Source organism: Selenomonas sp. oral taxon 149 str. 67H29BP (genome assembly GCF_000146365.1).
GTDB classification, from domain to species: Bacteria; Bacillota; Negativicutes; order Selenomonadales; family Selenomonadaceae; genus Centipeda; species Centipeda felix.
On record NZ_GL397087.1, the window covers coordinates 676,262 to 697,327 of the forward strand.

20 protein-coding genes are annotated in these 21,066 nt (G+C 57.2%); 7 read left to right on the plus strand and 13 right to left on the minus strand.

All coding sequences use genetic code 11. The features are described from left to right. Positions 1–102 precede the first annotated feature (102 nt). The 3 genes from nspC to HMPREF9166_RS03260 all read right to left on the minus strand — a co-directional run bounded on the left by nspC (position 103) and on the right by HMPREF9166_RS03260 (position 4,568). Entirely contained in the window at positions 103–1,239 is a 1,137-nt protein-coding gene (nspC, locus tag HMPREF9166_RS03250) for a carboxynorspermidine decarboxylase (RefSeq protein ID WP_009442633.1), read from the minus strand. Further along, positions 1,239–2,438, minus strand: coding sequence for a saccharopine dehydrogenase family protein (locus HMPREF9166_RS03255; RefSeq protein ID WP_039980920.1), 1,200 nt, complete (start codon positions 2,436–2,438; stop codon positions 1,239–1,241). The genes nspC and HMPREF9166_RS03255 overlap by 1 nt, the downstream gene beginning before the upstream one ends. A 123-nt stretch (positions 2,439–2,561) precedes the next feature. Continuing rightward, positions 2,562–4,568 (minus strand): methyl-accepting chemotaxis protein, encoded by a 2,007-nt coding sequence (locus HMPREF9166_RS03260; RefSeq protein WP_009442635.1) that lies wholly within the window; start codon positions 4,566–4,568, stop codon positions 2,562–2,564. A gap of 208 nt (positions 4,569–4,776) precedes the next feature. On the opposite strand from HMPREF9166_RS03260, the gene HMPREF9166_RS03265 reads away from it, so the two are divergent. Genes HMPREF9166_RS03265 through HMPREF9166_RS03285 form a run of 5 tightly spaced genes read left to right on the plus strand, consistent with a single transcriptional unit; the run spans position 4,777 to position 9,221 of the window. Next, on the plus strand, positions 4,777–6,006 hold the full coding sequence (locus HMPREF9166_RS03265; RefSeq protein ID WP_009442636.1) for an FAD-dependent oxidoreductase: 1,230 nt from the start codon (positions 4,777–4,779) through the stop codon (positions 6,004–6,006). Positions 6,007–6,051: 45 nt separating this feature from the next. Beyond that, complete coding sequence (locus HMPREF9166_RS03270) at positions 6,052–6,357, plus strand: hypothetical protein (RefSeq protein WP_009442637.1); 306 nt, start codon at positions 6,052–6,054, stop codon at positions 6,355–6,357. Next, entirely contained in the window at positions 6,354–7,853 is a 1,500-nt protein-coding gene (locus HMPREF9166_RS03275; protein ID WP_009442638.1) for an anthranilate synthase component I family protein, read from the plus strand. The genes HMPREF9166_RS03270 and HMPREF9166_RS03275 overlap by 4 nt, the downstream gene beginning before the upstream one ends. After that, positions 7,837–8,412: an aminodeoxychorismate/anthranilate synthase component II gene (locus tag HMPREF9166_RS03280; protein WP_009442639.1), complete on the plus strand. Its 576-nt coding sequence runs from the start codon at positions 7,837–7,839 to the stop codon at positions 8,410–8,412. The genes HMPREF9166_RS03275 and HMPREF9166_RS03280 overlap by 17 nt, the downstream gene beginning before the upstream one ends. Then, entirely contained in the window at positions 8,409–9,221 is an 813-nt protein-coding gene (locus tag HMPREF9166_RS03285) for an HAD-IIB family hydrolase (RefSeq protein WP_009442640.1), read from the plus strand. Before HMPREF9166_RS03280 ends, HMPREF9166_RS03285 begins: the two co-directional genes overlap by 4 nt. 66 nt (positions 9,222–9,287) lie before the next feature. Here HMPREF9166_RS03285 and HMPREF9166_RS03290 read toward each other — a convergent pair whose 3' ends face one another. Beyond that, a complete protein-coding gene (locus HMPREF9166_RS03290; protein WP_009442641.1) occupies positions 9,288–10,628 on the minus strand; it encodes an MATE family efflux transporter in 1,341 nt (446 codons plus the stop codon). Continuing rightward, on the minus strand, positions 10,625–11,383 hold the full coding sequence (locus tag HMPREF9166_RS03295) for a YdcF family protein (RefSeq protein WP_009442642.1): 759 nt from the start codon (positions 11,381–11,383) through the stop codon (positions 10,625–10,627). The genes HMPREF9166_RS03290 and HMPREF9166_RS03295 overlap by 4 nt, the downstream gene beginning before the upstream one ends. Before the next feature lie 113 nt (positions 11,384–11,496). Between HMPREF9166_RS03295 and HMPREF9166_RS03300 the strand changes: the two genes are divergently transcribed. Further along, complete coding sequence (locus HMPREF9166_RS03300) at positions 11,497–11,841, plus strand: cupin domain-containing protein (protein ID WP_009442643.1); 345 nt, start codon at positions 11,497–11,499, stop codon at positions 11,839–11,841. 69 nt (positions 11,842–11,910) lie between these two features. Here HMPREF9166_RS03300 and HMPREF9166_RS03305 read toward each other — a convergent pair whose 3' ends face one another. From HMPREF9166_RS03305 to ftsE, 8 genes are all read right to left on the minus strand, one after another. After that, positions 11,911–13,125, minus strand: coding sequence for an ABC transporter permease (locus HMPREF9166_RS03305; protein ID WP_009442644.1), 1,215 nt, complete (start codon positions 13,123–13,125; stop codon positions 11,911–11,913). Next, positions 13,115–13,831, minus strand: a complete 717-nt coding sequence (locus tag HMPREF9166_RS03310; RefSeq protein WP_039980923.1) for an ABC transporter ATP-binding protein — start codon at positions 13,829–13,831, stop codon at positions 13,115–13,117. Before HMPREF9166_RS03310 ends, HMPREF9166_RS03305 begins: the two co-directional genes overlap by 11 nt. Before the next feature lie 12 nt (positions 13,832–13,843). Further along, positions 13,844–14,956 carry an efflux RND transporter periplasmic adaptor subunit gene (locus tag HMPREF9166_RS03315; RefSeq protein WP_009442646.1) on the minus strand — a complete coding sequence of 371 codons (1,113 nt, stop codon included), beginning with the start codon at positions 14,954–14,956 and terminating at the stop codon, positions 13,844–13,846. Then, positions 14,953–16,341 carry a TolC family protein gene (locus HMPREF9166_RS03320; protein WP_009442647.1) on the minus strand — a complete coding sequence of 463 codons (1,389 nt, stop codon included), beginning with the start codon at positions 16,339–16,341 and terminating at the stop codon, positions 14,953–14,955. Before HMPREF9166_RS03320 ends, HMPREF9166_RS03315 begins: the two co-directional genes overlap by 4 nt. 206 nt (positions 16,342–16,547) lie before the next feature. Further along, positions 16,548–17,693 (minus strand): S41 family peptidase, encoded by a 1,146-nt coding sequence (locus tag HMPREF9166_RS03325; RefSeq protein ID WP_009442648.1) that lies wholly within the window; start codon positions 17,691–17,693, stop codon positions 16,548–16,550. A 38-nt stretch (positions 17,694–17,731) separates the two neighbouring features. Continuing rightward, positions 17,732–18,847, minus strand: coding sequence for a murein hydrolase activator EnvC (locus tag HMPREF9166_RS03330; RefSeq protein ID WP_009442649.1), 1,116 nt, complete (start codon positions 18,845–18,847; stop codon positions 17,732–17,734). 3 nt (positions 18,848–18,850) lie between these two features. Next, positions 18,851–19,738 carry a permease-like cell division protein FtsX gene (gene ftsX / locus HMPREF9166_RS03335; RefSeq protein ID WP_009442650.1) on the minus strand — a complete coding sequence of 296 codons (888 nt, stop codon included), beginning with the start codon at positions 19,736–19,738 and terminating at the stop codon, positions 18,851–18,853. Then, entirely contained in the window at positions 19,728–20,414 is a 687-nt protein-coding gene (ftsE, locus tag HMPREF9166_RS03340; RefSeq protein ID WP_039980925.1) for a cell division ATP-binding protein FtsE, read from the minus strand. The genes ftsX and ftsE overlap by 11 nt, the downstream gene beginning before the upstream one ends. 177 nt (positions 20,415–20,591) lie before the next feature. Between ftsE and HMPREF9166_RS03345 the strand changes: the two genes are divergently transcribed. Next, positions 20,592–20,960 carry a YbaN family protein gene (locus HMPREF9166_RS03345; protein WP_009442652.1) on the plus strand — a complete coding sequence of 123 codons (369 nt, stop codon included), beginning with the start codon at positions 20,592–20,594 and terminating at the stop codon, positions 20,958–20,960. Positions 20,961–21,066 lie beyond the last annotated feature (106 nt).

Consider the following 21,066-nt stretch of genomic DNA (forward strand, 5'->3'; position numbering starts at 1 on the left):
GAATATTATAAGGCGGCGCAGAAATAAACACAAGTTAGTTTGTCATAGGCAATATCTATCCAAAAAGAGAGAATCTGCCCTCACAGCAGTTCTCCCCTTTGGTCAAAGTCTCATCTTAAAATCATCATAGCCGAATGTGCGTACCGTCTCCCATTCTCCCTGCGGAGAGACGGCAATGATATACGGCAGCGGCATCCCGTTGAACGTATTGTTCTTCACCATCGTATAGATTGCCATATCGCCGAATACAACGCGGTCACCGATGCACAGCGGCGTGTCAAACGAGTAGGTCCCAATCGTGTCGCCCGCCAGACAGGTTGGACCTGCCAGCGTGTACGTATGCGCCTTCTCCCCCGCTTCGCCCGCGCCGACGACAGGCGGGCGGTAGGGCATCTCGATGACATCCGGCATGTGGCAGGCGGCGGAAGTATTCAGGATCACGTTCCCGCCCGCCTGTACGTCGAGTACCTCAGAGACGAGAAATCCCGCATTCAGCGCAACCGCCTCGCCCGGTTCGAGATAAACCGCCACATGATATTTTTCCTGTACGCGGCGGATCAGCTTCTTGAGCAGGGAAATATCATAGCCCACACGCGTGATATGGTGACCGCCGCCGAAGTTCAGCCACTTCATCCCATGGAGGTACTTCCCGAACTTTTCCTCTACGGCATCAAGCGTCTCTTCAAGCGCATCCGCCCCCTGCTCACAGAGCGTATGAAAGTGCAGGCCGTCGAGCCCCGCGAGGATCTCCTCGCGAAAGTCCGCAGTCTTTACGCCGAGGCGTGACCCCGGTGCACACGGATCGTAGATGGCATGATCCTGCGTCGAGCACTCGGGGTTGATGCGCATCCCGCAGGACGCACCGTGCAGACGCGCCACTGTGCCGAACCGTTCCCACTGGGAAAACGAATTAAAGATGATATGATCGCAGATCGACGCGAGCTGCTCGATCTCCTCATCCTCATAGGCGGGCTTAAAAACGTGGTTTTCTTTGCCCATCTCCTCCTGCGAGAGGCGCGCTTCATAGATGCCGCTTGCTGTCGTCCCTGCCAGATAGCGCCCAATCAGCGGATAGTAGTGATACATGGAGAAGCACTTTTGTGCGAGGAGAATCGTTGCTCCCGTATCCTCTGCGACCTCGGCAAGGACTTTGAGGTTCTTCTCCAAGAGCTCTTCATAGACGAGATAGGACGGCGTGGGAACCTCATTCCACTCCGCACGCCATGCATTCGCCGCCATCAGTCCACCAGCACGGGGTCATGGCTCTCCTGCCACGGCAGCCCCCACCGATTCAGCGCATCCATGAACGGATCCGGATCGAACTCCTCGACGTTAAAGACGCCGGGTTTCCGCCACTTCCCTGTCATGACCATCATCGCGCCGATCATCGCGGGTACGCCCGTGGTATAGGCGACCGCCTGCGAGCCGACCTCGGCGTAGCATTTCTCATGGTCGCAGACATTGTAAAGATAGTAGTTCTTCTCTGCATCGTCCTTCTTCCCACGGAAGATGCAGCCGATGTTCGTCTTGCCCTTCGTCCGCGGTCCAAGGCTCGCAGGATCGGGCAGCACTGCCTTCAGGAACTGGAGCGGGATGATCTTCTTTCCCTCAAAGTCAATCGGATCGATCGAGGTCATGCCGACATTCTCGAGGCAGCGCAGATGCGTCAGATAGCTCTCGCCGAACGTCATAAAGAAGCGGATGCGCTTGATCCCCTTGATGTTCTTCGCGAGAGACTCCAACTCCTCGTGATGGAGGAGGTACATATCCTTTTTGCCGACCTCGGCAAAGTCATAGACGCGCTTGATCTCCATCGGCTTCGTCTCGACCCACGCGCCGTCCTCCCAATAGCTGCCGTTTGCCGACACCTCTCGAATGTTGATCTCCGGGTTGAAATTCGTTGCAAAGGGATAGCCATGGTCGCCTCCGTTGCAGTCGAGGATGTCGATGTAGTTGATCTCGTCGAATTCATGCTTCATCGCATAGGCGCTGAAAACGCCCGTCACCCCGGGGTCAAAGCCTGAGCCGAGGAGAGCCGTCAGCCCTGCCGCACGGAAGCGGTCAGCATACGCCCACTGCCAGCTATACTCAAACTTCGCCGTATCCTCCGGCTCGTAGTTCGCCGTATCCACATAGTGAACGCCCGCCGCAAGACATGCATCCATGATGTGCAGATCCTGATACGGGAGTGCCAGATTCAGCACAACGTCCGGCGCAAAATCCTTGATGAGTGCCGTCAGGGCAGGCACATCGTCTGCATCGACGGCAGCGGTGTGAATCTTTGTTTTGCCGCCATCCAGTTTTGCCTTCAACGCATCGCATTTTGACTTCGTACGAGAGGCGATGAGGATCTCCTCAAACACCTCGGGATTCTGACAGCATTTATGCACGGCGACGCTCGCCACACCGCCCGCACCGATAATCATCGCTTTTCCCATGAAAACGCCTCCTTCATCGATGTTTCTATCATACAACAGGAAAAGGGTCACTGCAAGAGCAGCGACCCTTATTGAAGTTTACGTTTTAAGGAAGTACGGACCGCTTCACTCTATCCGTACTTCTCAGAGCTTGAACTTCTTCGTCTCATCCGCAAGCTCGTCTGCAAGCCCCGAGAGGCGGCGCGTTGATGCCGCAATCTCCTGCATCGAGGCAGACTGTTCCTCCGTCGCCGCCGATACGTTCTGTGCGCCGTCCGCATTCGCTGTGCTGACCTTCTGGATCTCCTCGATCTGTGCACGTACCGTCTGCGTCTCATCCTCCATCTTTCGGATGCCTGCAGTGATATCCTTCACGCCGTCGCCGAGCTGCTGAATTGACTCTGCAATCGACTGGAACACCTCATCCGCCGTACGGACTGAGTCCAGACCATGCCCGACGTACTCATCTCCGTGCTTTCCTGCATCGATGGCACGTTCCATATCTGCCTGCACGGACTGCATCGTCTCAGAGATCTTCTTCGAGAATTCACCGGACTCTTCGGCGAGCTTTCTGACCTCTTCAGCAACAACGGCAAATCCGCGCCCGTGCTCACCTGCACGAGCCGCCTCAATCGCAGCGTTTAAAGCAAGCAGATTCGTCTGCTCGGCAATGCTGCCGATGACCTCGACGCTGTGGCTGATTTCCTCCGAACTCTTGCCAAGCGCAGAGATTGCGGCATCCACGGTCTCCGAGCCGGTCTTGATCTGCTCCATATACTTGACGACCTCGTCGATGGAGCGACGTCCCTCGCGGACGCGTTCTACCGTATTGTTCGTCACCTCCGCTACTGTTCCGACCTGTTTCGACATCTTCTCCGCATGGCTTGAAATGGACGCCGTGGCATTTGCGACAGAGGAGGAAGCCTCCGACTGACGCTCTACGCCTTCTGCGATCTCGGTGATCGACACGGCAACATGATTGGATGCCTCTGCAGACTGCTGAGAAGCATCGGTAAGGCCCTCTGCCGATGTCGAAAGTTCCGCCGCATTGGACTGAATCCGCTGAATCAGCGTATTGAGTGTATGACGCATCTTGATCAGGCCGTCCGAGAGCTGCCCCATCTCATCCTGTGAGGTAATCGTCCTCGGCGTTTCGCGCAGGTCGCCGCTGTTGATAACCTCGCAGACACGAACTGCCTTCTGAACATTTGCCGCGAAACTGTTCGAAACGAAGAAAATAATGACCGAGATTACGAGGAGGATAACAACCGTCAGCCCCGCGAGCACCATCAGCAGTGTATGGGCATCTGCAAGGATCTCACTGTCTGACGCCTCTGACATAACGACCCAGCGCCGCCCATCGAGGTGAATCGGCACAAGCGTGCCCGTCATCTCCTCGCCTGACTCGCGCTCATAGTGCGCGAGAACAGGTGCATCCTTGTCGATCACGGCCTTGAAGGCATCCACGAGGCTCGTCGAGATCTTAACACTCGATACTTCCTTGCTGAAATCAAGCTTGCCGACCTGTGCCGGCTCATTTGGGTGGATGATGACGAGCCCCGTCTCGTCCATAACAACGAGCTGCCCTGTACGGTACGTCGCCATCTTCGACAGGGTATCGTTAAAATTGTCGAGACCGACTACCCCTGCCACAATACCCGTGAGGACACCGTTCTCCATGACCGGCACAGCAATGATTGTGACCACCTTGCCGGAGATCGCAGAGATCACCGGTTCGGAGATCACCGTCTTTTGTGTCTGAACGACCTTTTTGAAGTAATCCCGTTCCGAACGATCAAGGGCGCTGCCGTCTGCGTCAAAGCCGATGCCGTCCACACCTAGATAGAAGATGTTTGAGAACACATCGGTGTCCTGCTTGATCTCCTGCATCCTTGCCATCTTCGCCGCATCGTCACCATGCCGGATTGCATCGGAGCGTGCCGCTACCTCAAGATGCACCTCATTCGTATCAAAGAGACGCTGCACCTCAAGCGCTGCCTGCTTGCCGACGCCCTTGCCGATCGTATCCGCATCCGCCACGAGCATATCGCTCGCCATCTTGTAGCTGATGCCGAAGAACACAAAAAATCCAATGAGCATCACAGGCAAGATAGATACTAAAAACTTTGTTCGAATTGATTTGAATTGCATAATGACCCCTCCCAATTCATAACCCCGCTATAGAAATATTACCACGAGCTTTAATCCTTTGCAAACATTTTTCAGAGGCAAAGTGCTCCTATACGAAAAAAATGGTTTCTTTTCGGCTTGCTATGACAGAGTGAGCGAGTTGTGTTATAATGTGCTCGTGTATTTTCCCTTTTAAGAAGCGATACGACGAAACGAAAGGATTAGCTATATGGCTGTTCACGTCATTAACGAGTCGCGGCGCTGCCTTCAGTGCAAAAAGCCGCTGTGCCGCCTGCAGGGCTGCCCCGTACAGACGAATGTTCCTGAGATGATCCGCCTCTTCCTCGACGGGAAGATCAACGAGGCGGGTGCGATGCTCTACGACAACAACCCCATGAGTGTGTTCTGTTCACTGGTCTGCGACCATGATGCCCAGTGTGAAGGGCACTGCATTCAGGGGCGGCGCGGCGCACCCATTCAGATCTCGAGCATCGAGCACTACATTTCAGACACCTACCTGGACAAGCTCGTCCTCGCACGCAAGTCCTACAATGGGCACAATGTCGCCGTCATCGGGGCAGGACCTGCAGGCATTGTCGTCGCGGTCAAGCTGGCACAGGAGGGATACGGTGTCACCATCTTCGAGCGGATGCAGAAAATCGGCGGCATGCTGCGCTACGGCATTCCTGATTTTCGTCTGCCGCCCTCGACGATTGACCGCTATGCCGAGAAGCTCCTGACGCTCGGCATCCACATCCGCCCGAATACAACCATCGGTGGTGCAATCAGCGTGGATGACCTCTTCCGCGACGGCTATGAGGCAATCTTTATGGGCACAGGCGCATGGCGTGCCAAAAGTCTTGGCATCCATGGAGAAACCCTCGGAAACTGCCACTTTGCCGTCAACTATCTCCAGAACCCCGACGTATACCATCTTGGCGACCGCGTCGCGGTCATCGGCTCGGGCAACTCCGCGATGGATGTTGCGCGGACGGCAATCCGCAAGGGGAGCCGCTATGTCACGATCTACGCACGGCGCAACGGCATCTCCGCGAGTGAACGGGAGCTGGAATACGCACTCATGGACGGCTGTGAGATCCAGTATGCAAAGGGCATTCACTCTGTCACCCCCGAGGGTCCCATGATGTACGACCGCGTCTTCGACGAGAACCAGAAGCTCATCAGTGAGGGGGAGCCATATCTCATCCCTGCCGACAGCACGGTCATCGCAGCAAGTCAGGCGGCAAAGGATAAGATCGTGCGCACGACGACGGGCATTCATCTGAACGAGAAGGGGCTGGTCAAGGTTGATGAGAACGGCATGACCGACCGCGACGGCGTATTCTCGGCGGGCGACGTCGTGTTCGGCCCGTGGAATGTCGTGCAGGTCGTCAAGGAGGCGAAACATACCGCCGACGCCATGATCCGGTACCTGAAAGCGCGCGAAGCCAACGTGTAACCGCCAAGAACGCCCGTATTTCCCCAAGAAGAAAGGAAGAGTGCCATGAGCATGAACGATCACGAGATCACTGACCTCGTCCGTCAGATGGCAAAGCCCCCCGCGCCCCCCACCTACAGCGATGCTGATGTGGAGGAGCTGGTGCGGATGCACGCAGGCGGACGCCACAAAATGCGCAGTGAGGCGGAGATCCTCGCACGCTATAATCTCGGCCGCAAGCAATACAAGCAGCTGAAACACAGCCGCGAGAACAACCGCGAGCAGCAGCAGATGCTCTACGCGGAGCTGAAGGTGCTCGGCTGGATTCTCGGGCGTAAGGAGCGCGAGGTCGTCATGGAGATCAATCAATGAAGCTGAGCCACACCAAAGAGGATTTTATCAGAGCGGCAAAAACGGCAAATCTCGTCACCGTCTCCACAGAGCTGACGATGGATCTCGACACGCCCGTCTCCATCTACTATAAGCTGGTCGGCGAAAAAAAAGGCTATATCATGGAGTCCGTCGATACAACACAGCAGCAGTTCGGGCGCTACTCCTTCATCGGCGGCGAGCCATTCGTGCGCGTGCAGGTCTTTGCTGACAAGCTGCTCATCAACGAAAACGGCCTGATGAAGAGCATCTCGGGTGCACCGCATGATACGATGAAGAAATACGCGGCGCACTTTACCCCTGCGGAGGACAAGGAACAGCTGCCGCTCGTCCACGGCGGACTGGCAGGCTACTTCTCCTATGAGGCGGCTGCGACGTTCGACCGCGTACGCGGCGTTCATCTCGGCGATGAGCAGCTGCTCGGGCAGTTTATGATGTGCCGCTATCTTGTCGTCTACGATGCGCTGCGCAACAGTGCACGCCTGCACTACCTCGCCGACATCAAGGAGGGGGATGATGCGGGCGAGCTGTATGACGTGGTTGCCGAACGCCTTTCCGCCATGCGCAGCCGCCTTGCCGCCCCCTGTCCCCTGCCTGCAGCACCGCCGAGCAAACGGTCAGCGCCCATTGACTTTATGGCACAGTACGGAACGGCACCGACGGAGTTTCTGAAGACGGTCAAAGCGGTCAAGGAGCATATCTATGCCGGCGACATCTTTCAGGCAGTGCCCTCCTTCCGCTTCCGCGCCAAGATCACGCGCCCGCCGTTCCTCTTCTATCGACGGCTGCGGCAGGTCAACCCTTCCCCCTATATGTTCTACTACAACTTCGGCGCAGTTAAACTCGTCGGAGCATCCCCTGAGATGCTGATCAAGGTGGCGGGCAGCACGGTCTATACCTACCCCATCGCGGGAACGCGAAAACGCGGTGCAAGCGACGAGGAGGATGCGCGTCTCGCTGCTGATCTGCGTGCAGACGAAAAGGAATGTGCCGAGCACGCCATGCTCGTCGACCTCGCACGCAACGACCTCGGCCGCATCAGCGTCCCAGGCACGGTGCGCGTGCCAAAGCTGATGGCGGTCGAACGGTTCTCCCACGTCTCCCACATGGTGAGCAGTGTCGTCGGTGAAATCGCCCCGCACTATGCTCCCATGGACGTCCTGCGTGCCACATTCCCTGCCGGTACGGTCAGTGGTGCGCCGAAGCTGCGTGCCATGGAGATCATCCACGAACTCGAGCCGCAGGAACGCGGCTTTTACGCAGGAACGGTCGGCTACATGGACTTTCGGGGCAATATGGATATGTGCATCACCCTGCGCACCATGTGCATCGAAAGCGACGATACGGCAATCATCCAGGCGGGGGCCGGCATTGTCAAGGATTCCGTACCTGAGAAGGAATACCTCGAGATCCTGCAGAAGGCAAAGGCTCTCTTCGAGGTGGTAGAGGAGGTCGAGAACAATGCTGCTTTTGCTTGATAACTACGACTCCTTTACCTATAACATCGATCAGCTGTTCAGCGACATCGGCGCGCAGGTCGAGGTCGTCCGCAGCGACAAAATTTCCATCGATGAGATTCGCGCGAACGGCTACCGCGGCGTCATCATATCGCCTGGTCCGGGTATTCCGCAGGACGCGGGCATCTCCGAGGAGGTCATTCGTCAGCTCGGCGGCGAGATCCCGATTCTCGGCATCTGCCTTGGGCATCAGGCCATCGGCGAGGTCTTCGGCGGACGCGTCGTCCGTGCGGGAGAAATCGTCCACGGCAAGGCATCCCCCATCTGCCACTGCGGCACAGGGCTCTATCAAGGTATTCCTGAACATACGCAAGTCGCCCGCTACCACTCTCTCATTATCGAGCGTGAAAGCCTGCCCGATGTGCTGGAGGTGACGAGTCAGCTGGATAACGGCACCATCATGGGCGTACGCCACAAGACCTTCCCCATCGAGGGCATCCAGTTCCATCCCGAATCCATTCTTACGCCCGATGGGCGTGCGATGATGAAAAACTATCTAAAAGACATCGGTGCAGTATGAGCGAAAAACGATATGACGACATCCTTCTCATCAGCGACCTCGATGGGACACTGATTCCGCGTCACGAGGCAATCGCCGACGAGAATCTTGCGGCACTCAGCACGTTTACAGCGGCGGGCGGAGCCTTTGCCGCTGCGACGGGACGCACGCCCGAGGCAGCACGCCCCTATCTGGACGGCATTATGGTCAACGCACCGAGCATCTTTTTCAACGGTGCCATGCTGAAGGATTTGACGGAAGGCCGCGTGCTTGATGTGCGCACACTGGACGGCGATCTCTGGCGCACATTCGCCGCGCGCATCCTCTACCAGTTTCCGCGTGCCTGCGTCGAAGTCTACACGGAGGGACACTGCCACATCATCAGCCCCGAGGAAAACGACGATCCGCGCCTCACGGATGAGTTCTACAACGTCAACCATACGGAGCTTCGCGCTGTGGAAGACGAGGCATGGCTGAAGTTCTTCATCTGCGACGCACCGATCAATCTCAAATTCGTCGAGCGGCTCGCCGCAGAGCTCGGCATTGACAAATGCTCTACATCGTTCTACTCGGAGGCGAACTACCTCGAATTTGTCCCGCCCGGTACGAGTAAGGGTGCGATGGCAGAGGTGCTGCGGACGATGCCGCCGTATGCGGGACGCCGCATTATCGCCTGCGGCGACTACGAGAACGACGTCGAACTGCTGCGCATGGCAGACATCGGCATCGCCCCCGAGGACGCAGCCGACGTGGCAAAGGAGGCGGCAGACCGCATCGCACCGCCCTGCCGCACACCGCTCATTCCATGGATTCTGCGCGAGGTACTATAAAAATTAAGAGGAAAAGAATGGGACAGATGCAGGAGTTCTTTCTGCATCTGTCCCATTCTTTTGCTCTTATGTGCTTCGCAGCGTCTTCTCCGTCCAGAAGTACGCGATCGCGACGGGAATACCGGCACCGATCCATGCGAGGGGATTGGCGAGACACGCGCCGAGAAAGCCGAGATGGGCGCAGAGGAAGATCGCCGCACCGGCACGCATGACAAGCTCCATCGCCCCCGCGATCGTCGGGACAACGCTCTGCCCGAGCCCCTGCAGGACGTTGCGGTAGACGAGCAGGACGGCGAGAATAATGTACGTCGAACCGTTGACAGTGAGGAAGGTCTGCCCATAGGCAATGACCTCCTCTGCCCCCTGTGCATCTGCGCCGACAAAGAGTGCGAGCAGATGCGTCCCAAAGACGATAAGCAGAATACCGACGGCGACGGCAAAGGCGGCAGACATCTTGAGACAGGCGTGCACACCCGCACGGATGCGCGCATACTGCTGTGCGCCGTAGTTCTGTGCCGTATACGCCGCCATGGCATAGCCGAAGGAGAGCATGGGCATGACGGCAACGGCGTCGATCTTCTGCGTTGCCGCGTATGCCGCCACGGGCAGTGCACCGAGGTTGTTGAGGGCAACTTGGAGGATGATCGCTCCGAGGGCAATCACGGAGGACTGCAGCCCCATCGGAAGCCCCAGCCGCAGATGCGCAGCGAGGAGCGAGGCATCTGGTTTCCAGTCCTGCCATGCGGGGCAGAGTGCAGGGATGCGCCGCCGTATGTAGAGGAAAAAGACGATCATGCCGATCGCCTGTGCGGCAACCGTCGCACCCGCCGCGCCTGGGATGCCCAAATCCAGCACCAGTATGGCAATCGGCTCGAGGACGACATTGATGGCAAGGGTGATGCCCAGAATGACTGTCGGTGTCGTACTGTCCCCGAGGGCACGGATAAGGCAGTTCTGCAAATAGAGCAGAAGAAATACCATCAGCCCCGCAAAGATGATGGAGAGAAAGTCCACCGCCCCGTCTAGAATCTCAGGCGGGGTCTCCATAAGGATGAGCAGCGGCCGCGTCAGCGGAAAGACGAATGCGGTCAGGAGAAGCGCTGTCAATATGCCGAGCAGGATACACGTCGCCGCACTGCGGCACACGCCCGCCGCATCGTCCGCGCCGAACCGCTGTCCCGTATAGATGGTGATCCCCGTGCAGAATCCCATAATGAAGCCGAGCGCGAGGAACATGAGACTGCCCGTACAGCCAACGGCGGCAAGTGCATTCACCCCAAGGAATCGCCCGACGATGAGCGTATCGACAAAGGAATAGAGCTGCTGCATCATATTTCCTGCAATCAGAGGCAGCGCAAAGAAAAAGATCAGCCGTGCGGGGTCACCCGCTGTCATATTCTTCGTCATTCGAGATACCTCGTCACAATGGTACGCAGTTTCTCTTGAAAGTACACAGTATTCGTATAGAGCACCCCTGCGTTTGGCGCAAACTTGATGAGATAGAGCTGCGGATCACCGCTCACCCAGAAGTCCGTGGGGTACGGGGTCACCGTGATGCCCTGTTTTTCAAAGTTGAGCACGGCGCGCGGCAGGTGGAACGCCGAGGTCACGAGAATCGGATGCACAAAGCCCTCACGCCGCAGGATCTCCGCCGTATAGCGTGCATTCTGCCCCGTCGTGAGGCTGCGCGTCTCCACATAGATCATATCGTCCGGCACGCCGAGTGAGCGCAGGACGCGCCGCGCGATCTCCGCCTCAGAGCCCGTATCACTGAACACCTGCCCGCCCGAGAGCAGGATCGGCAGATGTGTGCGCAGGTGAAGGCGATACACCGCGAGAAGGCGCGAGGACGGGCTCTGTGCTAGCATCCCCGTGCCGTCCACATCCTGCACATCCGCGATTGCCCCGCCGCCAAGCATGATGATGACATCGCCCTGCGGCGCCTCGGGCACGGGATACGTCCGCTCGAGCTCCCCCATCAGGCGATCCGATACGGCTCCGATGGAGAGGAGATAGAGCATGGCGGCCAGAGCACAGAGCAGCACAGCCGCACGAGATTGATGCTGTCTCTTCCATAGATAGACAGCAAGCCCTAGCATAGCAAGAACAAAAATCCCCGGCGGCAGAATCCATGCTGCCCCAAATTTTAAAATGTAAATCATAAAAAGGAAAACACGCCTCCACCGCGAATATTTAGAATATAGCACGTTCTTCTGCGTGCTTTATCGTTCATTGTATCAAATTTTATGTGTAATGACAAAGGAGAGATTCACTCATGGCAATCATCGAATCAGAGCACATTGATGCCGAGAAGCGCTTTGGCGGCAACGGTACGATCCACATTCAGAAGCTCCTCACGCCAAAGGAACTGGACGGAAAGTGCGCCATGTTCGCGCGTGTGACGATCCCGCCCCATGCGTCGATGGGCGCACACAAGCACGAGGGCAATACGGAGACGTATCACATCCTCTCGGGACGTGCCCGCTACAACGACAATGGCAATGAGATCGAGATCGGCGCAGGTACGACAACATTCTGCGCGGACGGCGAAGTGCACGCGATTGCCAATGCCTCCGAGACCGAGGATCTCGTCTTTATGGCGCTGATTATCAATAAGTAATTTTCGTAGAAAAGCGACTGCTGTACGTAGTTCCCCTTCGTACAGCAGTCGCTTTTGTATTGTATGGATTCACTCATACCGCAGGGCGTCGATCGGGTCGAGGCGTGCAGCTTTACGGGCGGGATAGATGCCGAAGAAGAGGCCGATCCCGACGGCAAAGGAAAAGGAGACGAGGATCGGCAGTATCTCAATGGAGGTCTTGAGTTCACCAAAGCTGCCAATGAGCTTCGAGAGAGAAATGCCGAGCGTAATGCCGATTACGCCGCCGACGATTCCGATGACCATGGACTCAATCATGAACTGCATGAGGACGTTTGACGAGGTAGCGCCAAGTGCCTTGCGGATGCCGATCTCGCGTGTGCGCTCCGTGACGGAGACCATCATGATGTTCATGATGCCGATGCCGCCGACGAGGAGCGAGATGCCCGCAATCGAGCCGAGGAGGAGCGTCAGCATATTCGTGTTTTCGGTAAAGCTCTCCATGAGGCTGGTCATGTTGCGGACGTTGAAGTCGTCCTCCGCGCCCATGCGGATGTGATGCCGCTGACGCAGGAGTGTCTCAATTTCCGCCTGTACCTCATCCATTTTCTCGGGCGAGGAGACCTGTATGTTGATGGAGTGCACGTGCGTGATGGCGAGCATACGCTCCTGCGCCGTCGTCAGGGGGATGTAGATCACATCATCCTGATCCTGTCCGATGGACTGCCCCTTGCTCGCCGTAATGCCGATGACCTTGAACGGCTGGTTGTTGATGCGGATATTCTTTCCGACAGGATTCTCCGTGCCAAAGAGATTGGACGCAACCGTCGGACCAATCACGGCGATACGACTGCGTTTCTGCATATCACTCGTCGTGATGAATGTCCCGTTCTCCACCTTCAGCGAACGGATCTGCATCAGTTCCGGGGTGACTCCCTCCACCTGCGTATTCCAGTTGAGGTTGCCGTTGACGACCTGATAGGAGCTCGAGACGGTGGGCGATACATAGTCAATGCCTTTGATCTTGCTCCGAATCGCCTTCGCATCGTCGTATTTCAGAGACTTTCGCGTGCCCGCCTTGCCGCGCACACCGCCCTGATTGGACGAGCCCGGCATGACGATGAGCATATTCGACCCGAGACTCGCGAAGGAGTCCGAGACACTCGTGCGCACGCCCATGCCGATAGAGACCATCGCGATGACCGCGCCCACGCCGATGATGATGCCGAGCATCGTGAGGAGGGAGCGCAGCTTGTTGGCGAGCAGTGCATTCACCGCCATGCCGAAGCATTCCTTAAACAACATCCATCACGACCCCCTTCCCCTCATCGCGCGTGATCTTCCCGTCACGCACGAGAAGCTGACGGCTCGCGCGCAGGGCGATCTCCGGCTCATGGGTGACGAGGATGATCGTGTGTCCCTTTTCGTGCATCCGCTCAAAGATGTCCATGATCTCCGTCGTGGACTTCGTGTCGAGGTTGCCCGTCGGCTCATCCGCCATGATGATATGCGGATCGTTGACGAGGGCACGGGCAATGGCGACACGCTGCCGCTGTCCGCCCGAGAGCTCGTTCGGCAGATGCTGTCCGCGGTCGCCAAGCCCCACGGCGGCGAGCATCTCCTGTGCGCGCTCCGCCCGCTCATGCCGCCCCCACCCCGCATAGACGAGCGGCAGAGCGACATTGTCGAGCGCCGAGATGCGCGGCAGCAAGTTGAAGTTCTGAAAGACAAAACCGATCTTCTTGTTGCGCGTCATGGCAAGTGCATCGTCGTCAAGCCCCGCTACCTCATCGCCGTCAAGCTGATATGACCCCTCCGAGGGGCGGTCGAGACAGCCAAGGATGTTCATGAGCGTAGATTTGCCTGAACCGGAGGGTCCCATAAGCGCAGCGAATTCCCCGCGCCGGATATCGAGGTCGATGCCGTCCAGTGCGGCCAGCATCTCACCGCCGATACGGTAGACCTTACGGATACCGCGCAGGCGAATCGTGCTTGTCTCTTTGCTCTGCATCATGACCTCCGATCACATCGGCGGAGGTCCGCCGTGATCTTGGCTGCCGCCCGTCGACTTCTTCGCCGTATAACTGTTCACGACGTGCTCGCCCTCGCTCAGCCCCGACAGGATCTCAACGTATTCATCGCTGTAAATTCCGGTTTCGACATAGCGCTGTTCCTGTGTCCCATCGTCGTTCAGCACGAACACATACGCACCTGCCGTGTCCGTCTTAAGCGCAGAGAGCGGCACGACGAGAGCGTTATCCTTATCTGCCGTGTCGATGACGACGCGCGCCGTCATCGCCGGGAGGAGCAGGTTGTCCGGATCATCCACGTCGAGCGTGACATAGTAGTAGATGACGCTCGCATTCGATGATGCAGAGGAAGAACTCGATGAGCTCGTATCCCAACTGTTTGTCACATCCGTCTGCGAGATCTTGGAGACGCGTGCCGTAAATGTCTTATCCGTAAAGGCATCCACACTGAATGTCGCAGACTGTCCGATGCGGATGCTTCCGATGTCCGTCTCATCCACCTTCGCCTTGATCTGCTTCTTTGAGAGGTCTGCAATGCGCATGATGACCGTCGGATTATCCGAGCCCTGCACCGCCATCGTCCCTGCATTCTTCGGTTCGCCGACAACCACGCCCGAGATCGGTGCGGTGATGATCGTCTCATTCGCGTCGGAGTTCGCCTCCTCGAGTGTGGACTGCGCCGTATCGTAGTTATACTCTGCATCCTCAAGATCGGATTTCGACTTTGCGCCGATGCTCTCCAGATAGCTCATGCGGTTGTACTTCGCACGCGTATTCGTTACGCGGTACTGTGCCTGATCACGCTTTGCCTCGTAGTCTTTGCCGTCGAGGGTGGCGACGATCTGCCCCGCCGTCACGGTATCGTTCTCCTTGACGAGCACGGAACTGATGCGCGCCGTGATCTTCGAGCTGACCTCAACGGAGTCCACAGGGCGGATCGTTCCTGTCGCCTCGACGGTGGACTTGATGTTCATGCGTGCGGCATCGACGGTCGAGACCGCCTTCGCCGCTTCCTGTGCTGCACTCTGCGTGTAATACCAGTAACTGCCGCCGGCAATCAACGCCATTGTCAAAGCACCGATGCCGATGATCGTTCGTTTCCTCATGGCTGTGCTCCCCTCGCTGCCGTATCCGTTCCCTCAGCGTAAGCCGCCTGTGCCGCCGTACGCTCCTCATCCGTCACAGCAGGCAGTCCCTCTGCCGCTTTGTGCTCCTCTGCTGTGAGCTCCTTCCCCATCAGGCTCTCCACCTGTGCACGATAGCGTGCATAGTCGTATCGTGCACTGAGGGCATTTTGCCGCGCTGTCGTGAGCGCAGTCTGCGCATCGAGAATATCAAGGAGTATGCCCTCGCCCGCACGATAGCGTTCCGAGGCGATACGGTAATCCTCCTCTGCCTGACGCACGGCATCCCCCGTCGAGGTAAAGCGCTGCTCCGCCTCTCGCATATTGAGATACGCCTGCCGCAGATTCAGATCGATGCTCTCCTCTGTTTTCTTGACATTCAAGAGGGCAATGTCACGCTCCGCCTCCGCCGCCTCAATGGCACTGCGCGTCACACCGCTGTCAAAGATATTCCAGTTCACACCGACCGAGGCAGACACATCGGAGGATGTATCGCTGTGCGGGCGAAACTGACTTGTCAGTCCCGTACCGAGGGTCAGATTTACCGTCGGTTTCTTCCCCGCACGCGCGATATCCACCGCCAGCTCGCGCTGCTGCAGCGTCTCACGCTGTGCCGCGAGATCCAGCCGCGTGCGCTGTGCGTAGGAAATGCAGTCCGTCAGTGCCGTGCCAAACGGCTCATAGGTGACCTCTGTCGTCAGCTGCAGCGGTTCTGCGCGGTCAATGTTCAGCAGATTGCGCAGGGCCGCGAGATTCACCTCGTAGCTGCTCTCAGCACGGATGAGCTCCTGCCGTGCATTTGACAGCTCCACCGAGGAGCGAATCACGTCGATTTTTGCCTGTGCTCCTGCTTCGTAGAGTGCATTGACATTCCTCAGATGGGCGTCGTACTTGTCCACGCTGTCGCGTTGGACCTCGATCTTTTTTTCCGCCTCTGCCGCGTTCCAGTAGGCGGCAATCACCTCGTATTTCAGCTCCTCACGCGCACGCTCCGTTGTCAGGCGCGCCGCATGTGCACCGATCTCCCCCGAACGAATCCGCGTCTCATTTGCTCCGCCGCTGTAAAGCGGCAGACTCGCCGAGAGGCTGATCCCGTTGCTCACCTGCTCACTCGCATCGCTCGCCTTCGACGTACGCAGACTATCACTCGCTCCAACCGAAATGCTGTTCTTCCCGCGCGCCTGACGCAGGGCGGCATCGGCAGAGCGCTCTCCCTCACGCGTGATGCGCAGCCCTGTATTCGCCGAAAGTGCTGTATCAATCGCATCTTCGAGGCTGAGCCGCATCGCATCTGCAGACAGCGGAAATGTCAGCACTGCGCCCACGAGAAGCGCGGCAAGAGTGTGCTGCCGCCTGTTCTTCATCATAACCACCTCAACGTATAGAATCCCTTTTCATCCTGATAAGAATGCGCCCATGCTACAGCAAGGGCGCTATATTCTGCTTAGCATACGGTTAGTTTTTTCTTAAGGAACCACAGATAAAATGAACTCTATCGAATTGACGTAGCTTTGTCGCCGAAGTGCGGGCAAAAATACGTCAAGATGATAACGATGAATTTATTTGTGCTTCATTAAAAGCTCGGATGCTCCTCCAGATATTTCTTTGCCGCCTCGAACTGGACATCCGTCGTGTCCTGCGGCGAACGCTCAACGACGATATCCGGCGTAATGCCCGTGCCGTCGATGGAGCGGCCGTTCGGTGTAATGTATTTGGCAATCGTCAGTTTCAGCCCATCGTCGTGGAAGAGCGGCATCACCGCCTGCACTGACCCTTTCCCATAGGAAGTCGTGCCGATGATGACCGCCGCGCCCGTATCCTGCAGTGCCCCCGCCAGAATCTCCGACGCGCTCGCACTGTTCTCATCGATGAGTACGACAATTGGATACTTGCGCGCCTCGAGATGCGAGCGATAAACCTCTGTATCTCCGTCACGGTTAATGACGGAGACAATCGGCCCCGCCGGAACAATCTGCTCGGCGACGGCAACACAGCTCGTAATCAATCCGCCCGGATTCTCACGCAGATCGATGATGAGCGAGGTCATGCCCGCCTCACCAAGACGCGTCATCTCTGCAGCGAACTCATCGCCCGTGTGCTCGGCAAATGAAGCGATGCGGATGTAGCCAATCGTCGTCCCGTCGAGCATCACACCGCGCACGGAGTGTACCTGTATCACATTGCGCGTGATCGTCACATCCTGCTTTGCGCCGTCATGCAGGATGCGCAGTGTCACCTGCGTCCCAACCTCACCGCGGATACGGAGCGCGACCTCCTCGTTCGGCAGCTCACTCGTCGGCACACCGTCCACGGCGAGGATCTCATCGCCCGCACGCAGTCCCGCGGCCTCACCGGGCGTCCCGTCAAGCACGGAGATGATCTTTACCGTCCCATCCTTAAAACCCATCGTCACGCCGATCCCGCCAAACGAGCCCTCCGTCTGCTGACGCAGCGTGCGAAACATCTCGGGCGGCATATAGACCGAATGCGGATCGCCGAGAGAGGCGACCATTCCATCGATTGCACCATCCACGAGTGTACTGGTGTCAGGCGCATCCACGTAACGCGACTGGATGAACTTCATCACGCCGAACAGGCGGATAACATCATCGCCGTAGATGCCCATCGAGCGCAGGAATACCCCCGCCGCAAGCACCGTCAACATACTGCCGCACAAAACCGAGATCATGGCGGTCAAGACAATCTTTTTTTTGCTCATATCCTCTTCAATTCATTGATGAGCGGCGCTCCGCCCGCTTACAAATACGACAGCGGATTGACCGGCTCGCCGTTTTCACGCACCTCAAAGTGGCAGTGCGGTCCCGTCGAGTTGCCTGTAGACCCGCAGTAGGCGATCACATCGCCCTGTAAAACGCTCTCACCCACACTGACATTCAGTGACTGACAATGTCCATACAGCGTTGATATGCCGCCGCCGTGATTGATGATGACGGCGTTGCCATAGCCCGAGATCCAGCCCGCATATTCCACTGTTCCCGCCTGTGCCGCACAGATTGCATCGCCGTAGTCGCCGCCGATGTCGATGCCGCTGTGGAAGCGCTGTGCACCCGTGATCGGATGAACACGCCAGCCAAAGTCCGACGTAATCGGTCCGCCCAGCGGCCAGATCATCGCCCCTGATCCCTGCACGGGAAGGTTACGCAGACCGCTGCGCTGCAGCATCCGCGTGATGCGTTCTGACGCCGCGCGTGCCTCGTCCTGCTTGCGCTCGATGGTCGCTTTATCGTACTTCATCTGCTCGATGATTGCACGCTGCTTCTCGACCTTCTCCTCCATCGCGAGACGTGCCTCGCGCGCCTCCTTCTCGAGCGGCTCCTGTGCCGCCCGATCCTTCTCCAGCTCCTCCTTGAGCGCACGCATCGCATCGCGGTCGGCAAGCACGGCATGAACGAGATCATAATCCTGCTTGATGACACGCTTCAGAAGATCCATGCGCGTGAGGAAATCGGAGAAGTCCTTTGCCCCGAACAGCACATCGATATAGGAAATCTGCCCGTTGATGTAGATATCGCGGACACGCTTCCCAAGTGCCGCACTCTTGCGGTCATACTCGCGTTCTGTGACAGCGAGTTTCTCCTCGTTCTCCTCAAGGCGTTCAAGCGTCTTGTTCAGCTCCGCACGACGTTCTTTATGCGTCGCGATTGCCGCATTTGCTTCCTCATCCAAAATTCGCTTCTGCTCCGAGAGCGAGTTGATCTTTCCCGCCAGCTCATCGCTCTGGCGTCCCAGATCCTCTGCCTGTGCATCGTAGCTGTCGCGCTCCTCCTCGAGGCTCGCCGCCCACCCCTGCCCCGCCGTAAGGACGGAGACAGCAAGAGAGGCACAGAGGATACGTTTTGTCACTGCATTCATCGCTTACACCTTCAGGAAACGCTTCAGCGACACCCACGCACCTGCCGCGCCGATCGCCATGCCGAGCAGGACGATCACAATCCCCACATACGTCATAAACGGCGACTGCGGAATGAGCGGGAAGAACGCCAGTGTATCGTATACCTTGTTGACGACGCCTGCGTAGAAACTGCGCAGGACAAGAGCGGAAATCACACCGCCAATGAAGCCAAGCACAATGCCCTCCAATACGAACGGCCAGCGGATGAACTCATCCGTCGCACCGACATACTTCATGATGGCGATTTCGCGCCGCCGCGCAAAGACCGTCAGACGGATCGTATTCGCGATGATAAAGATCGTCGCACCGCCGAGCAGGAGGATCAGGAGAACGCCGAAGAGACGCACCAGACGCGTGATATCAAAGAGATGCTCCACCACATCCTGCCCGTATTTCGCGGACTCGACGCCACCCATGCGCTCAATCTGCTTTGCCGCCGTCTCTACCATATCCGGCTGACGCACAGTCACCTCGTAGGCATTCGGCAGCGGGTTCTTGTCACCGAGCGCATCGAGCAGATACTTCTGCTCTCCCAGCCGCTCGGAGAGACGCTCCTTTGCCTCGTCACGTCCGACGTACTTCACGGACTCGATGCCCTGGAGCGCCTTGATCTTGGCACCGACATCCTGCTCTGCGTCCTCGCTCAGATCGTCCTTTAGATAGACGCTGATCTGCACCTGCGACTCGAGCATCGACGCCGCACGGTTCATATTGAGGGCAAGGATGAGGAATACGCCTAGGATAAAAAGAGAGACAGCGACCGTACCGACCGCCGCAAACGTCATCCAGTTGTTGCGGCGCAGGGAGCGCAGAACCTCCTGCACATAGTACTCCGCCGTCCTAATTTTCATATCCGTACCCCCCGCGCTGCTCATCGCGCACGATCTTGCCGTCCTCAATGGCGACAACACGGCGCTGCATCGTATCGACAATGTTCTTATCGTGCGTTGCCATGACAATCGTCGTCCCTGCCGCATTGATGCGCTTGAAAATATCCATAATATCCCAACTCGTCTCCGGGTCAAGATTTCCTGTTGGCTCATCGGCAATGAGGATTGCAGGATCGTTGACGATAGCGCGGGCAATCGCCACGCGCTGCTGCTCACCGCCCGAGAGCTGTGAGGGGAAATCGCGATACTTGTCACGCAGTCCGACCACGTCGAGCACAGCGTTGACGCGCCGCTGGATCATCTGGCGCGGCGCCTCGATAACACGCATGGCGAAGGCCACATTCTCATAGACCGTCTTATCCGACAAAAGGCGGTAGTCCTGAAAGATGACCCCCAGACCGCGCCGCAGATACGGTACGTCAGTCATATCCATGTGCACGACATCGTGCCCGTTGACGAAGAGCTCCCCCTCCGTCGGCAGCTCCTCACGAAACAGCATCTTGATGAACGTGGATTTCCCCGCACCGCTCACCCCGACGACAAAGACAAACTCCCCCTTGACAATCTCAATGTTCACATGGTCCAGTGCCACAGCACCATTCTCATATACCTTCGAGACATTTTTCATTCGAATCATGCGGTTCGTCTCATTCCTCTCCAATGCCAGCGCATGCATCCCAGCATATACGCTAAAAAAACATTTTTTATTATAGCACAAATTGAAGAAACCACAAAATATTGCGTTGTCTTTTTCTCGCGCACATGATATCCTCTTGCTCATGAGAATTCATTTCATTGATAGGGATACTACACCATGATCCTGAAAAAAATCTTTTTCTCCATTCTCGGATTTCTCAGCTTTGGACTCGGCATTCTCGGGGCCTTTCTCCCCATTCTCCCGACCGTTCCTTTCATACTGCTCGCTGCGTACTGCTTCGCGCGCAGCTCCCGCCGCCTCGAGAACTGGCTGCCTACGACGCGCATCTACCGCACAACACTCCTTCTCATGCGCCAAGGGCGGCGCGGCATGACGCCGATGGAAAAACTCCGCATCATGCTCCCCGTCACCACCCTCATGGGGATCTCCTTTCTTCTCACCGATCACCTGCACGCACGCATCGCCATCGGCGTTGTATGGACGGCGCACGTTCTCTTCTTCCTCTTTCGCGTGCCGAACAGATAGTGACCTTCATTTATCATGATAACTTTTTATCTTTTTCTAATATATACTTGACAAAAAGTCAAAGATTCGATAGCCTATACTTATCATATGATAATTTTTTCAGTGA